This is a genomic window from Kineococcus vitellinus (assembly GCF_009906315.1).
Lineage (GTDB): Bacteria > Actinomycetota > Actinomycetes > Actinomycetales > Kineococcaceae > Kineococcus > Kineococcus vitellinus.
The window spans coordinates 1-5,792 of sequence record NZ_JAAALL010000281.1 but is presented as its reverse complement, the minus strand read 5'-3'; the positions used below and the strand labels follow the sequence as shown (position 1 = coordinate 5,792).

Sequence of the window (5,792 nt, the reverse complement as noted above, 5' to 3'; positions counted from 1 at the left end):
GCTTACCCCCGCCCCCGGCGCCGAAACGCCCCGTCAGCGCTGGCGCTGGACGGCGAACTCCACGGCGAACGTCGTCGGCGCCGCGGTGAGCAGGTGCTGCGGCAGCGGCCCCGGCCCGCAGGAGGCCGTGCCGATGCCCTGCTGCGCGGCGTCCAGGTGCAGCCACACGCACCCCTCGTCGCGCAGCTCGGCGTCGTGCGCCGCCGCGTCGAGCGCCTCGGTGCTCCAGCGGCGCACGCCCACCCCGACGGTCGGCTCCCCGCGCACGAGCAGGCCGGTGCCGTCGGGAGCCGTCAGCGAGACCCACCGCACCTGCGAGCGCTGGCCGTTCTCCTGCGGGCGCACGTACGGCGTCTGCAGCTCGTCGACGGTGCGGGAGAACAGGCCCGTCCACGTGGCCGCGCCGGTGTCGGGGTAGGACTCCCCCGGCCCGCGCCCGAACCAGGTGACCTCCTCCAGCCGGCGCGGCAGCCGCAGCCGCACGCCCACCCGCGGCAGCGGCACCGGCCAGCCCGCCGGGTTCTCGGGGACGACGTCGACCTCCAGCCGGACGCCGCCGTCCGCGCCGGCGCTCCAGCGCAGCACGGTGCCGAACCCGGCGTCCGTGCCGGCCGCCGCGGTGCGCCCGGCCACCACGACGCCGTCCGCGCCGACGCTCACCGACGCGGTGCGGTGGCGCAGCCGGTCGAGGCCGAGCTCGCGCCACACCGGTTCCAGCGGTTCGCCGTGCACGCCGCGGTCGTTGTCGGTGGGGGCGCGCCACAGCGCCACCTCCAGGCCGTCGACGTCGAGACCGCCCAGCGAGCGCAGCGCACCCGTGCGGGCGTCCAGGACGGCGGCGCCGAGCAGCAGGTCCGGCCCGCGGCGCACGGGGGCCAGGGGGGCGGGCCGCTGCCGCGCCGGCGCGGGGGCCAGCAGCACCTGCCCGCGGCCGAGCACGTGCCCCTGCGGGGCCCAGGACGTGGCGGCCGCCAGGTGGGCGGTCACGGTGAACCACCGCTCGGCCGCGGCCGGCTCCAGCCGCAGCACCTCCTCGGGCAGCTCCAGCAGCGCGGAGGCGCGCGGCGGCAGGTCCGGCGTGGCCAGCTCCCCGCGCGCCACCTCGACGCCCCCGTCGGCCACGCTCCAGGCCAGCCGCACGTGCGCCAGGTCCAGGACGTCGTGGTGGTTGGTCAGCCGCAGCAGCTCCCCGGACGGCGTGGCCCGCGGGCGCAGCCGGACGGGCGCGATGACGGCGGCGTAGTCCAGCAGCCCCGGCGAGGGCGTGCGGTCGGGGAAGAGCAGCCCGTCGGCCACGAACGCCCCGTCGTGCACGACCTCGCCGAAGTCGCCGCCGTAGGCGAAGCGCTCGCGCCCGTCGGGGCCGCGCTGGCGCAGGCCGTGGTCGATCCACTCCCACACGAAGCCGCCCATGCAGCGCTCGGAGCTCTCGAACAGCTCCTGGTACTCGGCCAGGCCCCCGGGCCCGTTGCCCATGGCGTGCGCGTACTCGCACTGCACGAACGGCATCGCGCGACGGCGGGCGTCGGCCACCGGATCGGGCAGCGCCTCCTCGGTGCGGGTGGCGATGGCCGCCACCTCGGCGTGGGTGGCGTACATGCGCGAGTAGACGTCGGCGTACGGCACGGCCCAGTCGTGCTCGTAGTGGATCGGCCGGGAGGGGTCGCGGTCCTTGATCCAGGCGGACATGGCGGCGAGGTTCTGCCCCGTCCAGCTCTCGTTGCCCAGCGACCACAGCACGATGCTCGGGTGGTTCTTGTCCCGCTCGATCGTGCGCCGGGCGCGGTCGAGGTAGTCCTCGCGCCAGCGGGGGTCGTCGGAGGGGTTCTCGCGCCAGTCGGTGAAGAAGAACCCGTGGGTCTCCAGGTCGCACTCGTCGACCACCCACAGCCCGTGCTCGTCGCACAGCTCCAGGAAGCGCGGGTGCGGCGGGTAGTGGCTGGTGCGGACGGCGTTGACGCCGTGCTGCTTCATGAGCAGCACGTCGGCGAGCATCTCCACCTCGCCGACGGCCCGGCCGGTGTCCGGGGAGAACTCGTGCCGGTTCACCCCGCGCAGCTTCACCGGCGCGCCGTTGACGGTGAACACCCCGTCGACGATCGCGACCGTGCGGAAGCCGATGCGCAGCCGCACGCGCTCGGCGCCGGTGACGACCTCCGCCTCGTACAGCCGCGGCACCTCCGCCGACCACGGCTGCACGCCGGGCACGAGGACCTCCTCGCCGGCGGCCGCGTCGACGCCCAGCTCGGGGACGAGCACCCGGGCCCGCCCGCCGCCGTCCACGACGGCCTCGACGCGCAGCCGGCCGGTCCCCGCGGCGGCGTCGAACCCGGCGTGCACGAAGACGTCCTCGACCCCGCCGGCGGGGCGCGAGAGCAGTGCGACGTCGCGGAAGATCCCCGACAGCCACCACATGTCCTGGTCCTCCAGGTAGCTGGCGGCCGACCACTGGTGGACCCGGACGGCGAGCACGTGCTCGGTGCGGTCGCCGTCGAGGGCGTCGGTGACGTCGAACTCCACCGGCAGCCGGCTGCCCGTGGAGCGCCCCACCTCGACGCCGTCGACCCACGCGACGCAGGCGGAGTCGACGCCCTCGAAGCGCAGGACCGCCCGGGCGCCCCCGGCGAGGAAGCCGTCGGGCAGGGCGAACGTGCGGCGGTGGTCACCCGTGGGGTTCTCGTCCGGCACGTGCGGCGGCTCGACGGGGAAGGGGTAGCGGACGTTGGTGTACGCGGGCGCGCCCCAGCCCTGCAGCTGCCAGTGCCCCGGGACCGCGATCGTCGGCCAGCCGCCGTCGTCCAGGTCCACCTGCGCCAGGTCGGCGGGCGCGTCGGCGTGCTCGGCGTACCGGAAGCGCCACCGGCCGTTCAGCGACAGCGCCGGCGCGTCGCTGCGCAGGTGGGCGCGCGCCGGCCGCGCGCCCCGGCCGACGGCGAAGTCCTCGAACCAGCGGCTCACGCCCGACCCCCTCCCCGCACGCTCGTGGTCGCGGGCGCGGTCGCGGGCGCGGTCCGCCTGGCGCGCAGCAGCAGCGCCTGCTGCGGCTGCAGCGCCGGTGCGGCGAGCCCCAGGACCTCCAGCGCCCGGCCGCCGAGGCGGGCGGGCGCGCTCAGCCAGGGCAGCTCGGCGGGGCTGCGCAGCGCGGGCCGGTCCCCCGGCGCCTGCACGCCCACCTCGTACTCGGCGTCGGGCAGCAGCCCGGGCAGGCGCACCCGCCCGGGCACGGCGGCGTCCGGGGTGCCCAGCTGCACGAGGGCGAAGAGGGCGTCGGAACCGTCGGCGGCCACCACCCCGTGCACCAGCAGCGAGGGGTCGCAGTCGTCGGCGCGCACGAGGGTCCCCGTGTGCAGCAGCGGGCGCAGCTCCCTGTACAGCGACACCCAGCGGGCCAGCTCCTCGCGCTCGGCGGCGGGCATCCGGCTGACGTCGGTCTCGATGCCGAAGGAGGCGAACAGCGCGGTCGCGGCCCGGAAGGACAGGTCGCTGCTGCGGTGCGTGGTGTGCGAGGGCGAGGCCCCCACGTGCGAGCCGACGAGCTCCGGCGTCAGCAGCTGGGTCGTCCAGCGCTGGATCTGCTGGCGCTCCAGCGGGTCGATGCAGTCGCTGGCCCACACCCGGTCGGTGTGCTCGAGGACCTCCAGGTCCACCCGCAGACCGCCGGAGGAGCACGCCTCGACCTCCACGCCCGGGTGCAGGCCGCGCAGCTCGTCCAGGAGCCGGTAGACCGCGAGCGTCTGCGCGTGCACGCCGGGCACCCCCCGCGGCCCGGACCCGGCCTCCAGCAGGTCCCGGTTGTGGTCCCACTTGAGGTAGGAGATCGGGTACTCGGTGAGCAGCGCGTCCAGGCGCTGCAGCAGGTGCGCGTAGGCGTCGGGGTTGGCGAGGTCGACCACGAGCTGCTGGCGCGAGAGCAGCGGGGTGCGCCCGCCGGTGCGCAGGACCCAGTCCGGGTGCGCGCGGGCGAGGTCGGAGTCGGGGTTCACCATCTCCGGCTCCACCCACAGGCCGAACTCCAGGCCGAGGGCGCGCACGCCGTCGACGAGCGGGTGCAGCCCCTGCGGCCACACGTCCTCGTCGACGTACCAGTCCCCCAGCCCCGCCGAGTCGTCGCGGCGGTGGCGGAACCACCCGTCGTCGAGGACGTAGCGCTCGGCGCCGACGTCCGCGGCCGCGCGGGCCAGCTCCAGCAGCCGGTCGAGGTCGTGGTCGAAGTAGACGGCCTCCCACGTGTTGACGACGACCGGGCGCGGGCCCGAGGGGTGGTGCGGGCGCGAGCGCAGGTAGCGGTGGAAGCGGTCGGCGACGCCGTCCAGGCCCCGCGTCGAGTGCGCCGCGAACACCCAGGGGCTGCGGTAGGAGGCGCCGGTGCCCAGGCGGACCTCGCCGGGCAGCAGCAGCTCCCCGGCCGAGACCGTGGTGGTCCCGCTGGACAGCAGCTCCACGCTGCTGCGGTGGTTGCCGCTGAAGGCGGTGTGCACGGCCCACACCTCGCCGCGGCGGAAGCCGAAGCCGGCGGTGCCGACGGCGGTGACCAGCGGGGCGTCCGGGCCGGTGCGACCGCGCCGGTTCTCCCGCACGTGGGCGCCGAAGCGCAGCGGCAGGCGCTGCGGGACGCGCTCCTTGGCCCAGCGGCCGGCGAGGTCGAGCACCTCGGTGGCCACCGGCGGCAGCGGCAGCGCCGGCGCCAGCTCGCCGACCTCGAAGTCGTCCCGGCCGGTGTTCGTCACGCTCGCGCGGTGGCGCAGCAGACCGGAGGGCAGCAGCTCCAGCTCCAGCAGCAGGCTGAGCTCGGCGGCCTCGTCGACGGCCTCGAGCTCCAGGCGCCCGCCGTCCTGCCCGCTGTCCTGCCCGCCGTCCTGCCCGTCGTCCCACCCGTGCCGCACGCCGGCGCGCACCGGGACGAAGCGGGTGGACCAGGCGGTGCCGGCGCGGTGCCCGGCCAGGCCCGGCCGGCCGCTCCAGCCCCACGACTGCTCGGGCAGCAGCCGCACGGGCTGCGGCACGTCGAGGTCGTTGTTGGCGCGGGCGGTGCGCCCGGTGCGCACCAGCTCGCCCAGCGCCCGCTCGTCGAGGTCGCCGAGGTCGGCGCCCCAGTGCACGAGGGCGGGCAGGGCGTCGGGTTGCAGCGCGAGCACGAGGCTCACGCCGGCTGCGCGCAGGTGGAGCACCTGCTCGAGCGCTGCGTCGCCGGACTCGGTGGTCGTCAGCGCTGGGTCGCGCAGCAAGGTCACGGTGGCTCCGTATGCACGTCGGTGTGGCTGGGCGCGTCACTTCTACGCCGAAACTCTCGGAGGCGTCAACCACCCCTCGCGCCTGTGGCATCCTCGGCGTCTCGGGATCCAGACTTCCGCGGCGATAACCACTCCGCGGGTCCCGGCCCGCGGAGGAGGACGATGGAAGCGCACGGGAGCGGCGCCGCGGCGCCGGTGGCCTGGACGCCGCTGACCGGCGCGGCCCACAGCATCGCGCTCGAGGTCCTGCTCGACGGGCCGCTGCCGCGCAGCGAGCTGGCCCGGCGCCTGGAGCTGTCCGCCGGCAGCCTCACCCGCCTGTCCAGGCCGCTGCTGGACTCCGGCCTGCTGGTGGAGACCACCGGCGCCTACGACCCGACGTCGGGGCGGCCCACCCGCCCGCTCGACGTCGACGAGCGCTCGCACCGCTTCGTCGGCGTCAAGCTCACCGCCCGCACGGCGCACGCCGTCCTGACCTCGCTGCGCGCCACGGTGCTCGCCAGCGCGGAGGCCCCGCTGGAGGACACCTCCCCCGCGGCCGCCGCCGCCGCGGTCGCCGAC

Annotated in this window: 2 protein-coding genes and 1 pseudogene; 1 reads left to right on the top strand and 2 read right to left on the bottom strand. The window is 76.6% G+C overall.

Annotated elements, in window-relative coordinates:
- Nucleotides 1–33: 33 nt before the first annotated feature.
- Nucleotides 34–2,958: a glycoside hydrolase family 2 TIM barrel-domain containing protein gene (locus GTQ99_RS18905; RefSeq protein ID WP_166617269.1), complete on the bottom strand. Its 2,925-nt coding sequence runs from the start codon at nt 2,956–2,958 to the stop codon at nt 34–36.
- Nucleotides 2,955–5,222 carry an alpha-galactosidase gene (locus tag GTQ99_RS18900; protein WP_420814588.1) on the bottom strand — a complete coding sequence of 756 codons (2,268 nt, stop codon included), beginning with the start codon at nt 5,220–5,222 and terminating at the stop codon, nt 2,955–2,957. The genes GTQ99_RS18905 and GTQ99_RS18900 overlap by 4 nt, the downstream gene beginning before the upstream one ends.
- Before the next feature lie 171 nt (nt 5,223–5,393).
- Here GTQ99_RS18900 and GTQ99_RS18895 point away from each other — a divergent pair.
- Nucleotides 5,394–5,792, top strand: a pseudogene (locus GTQ99_RS18895) (MarR family transcriptional regulator); the annotation flags it as partial.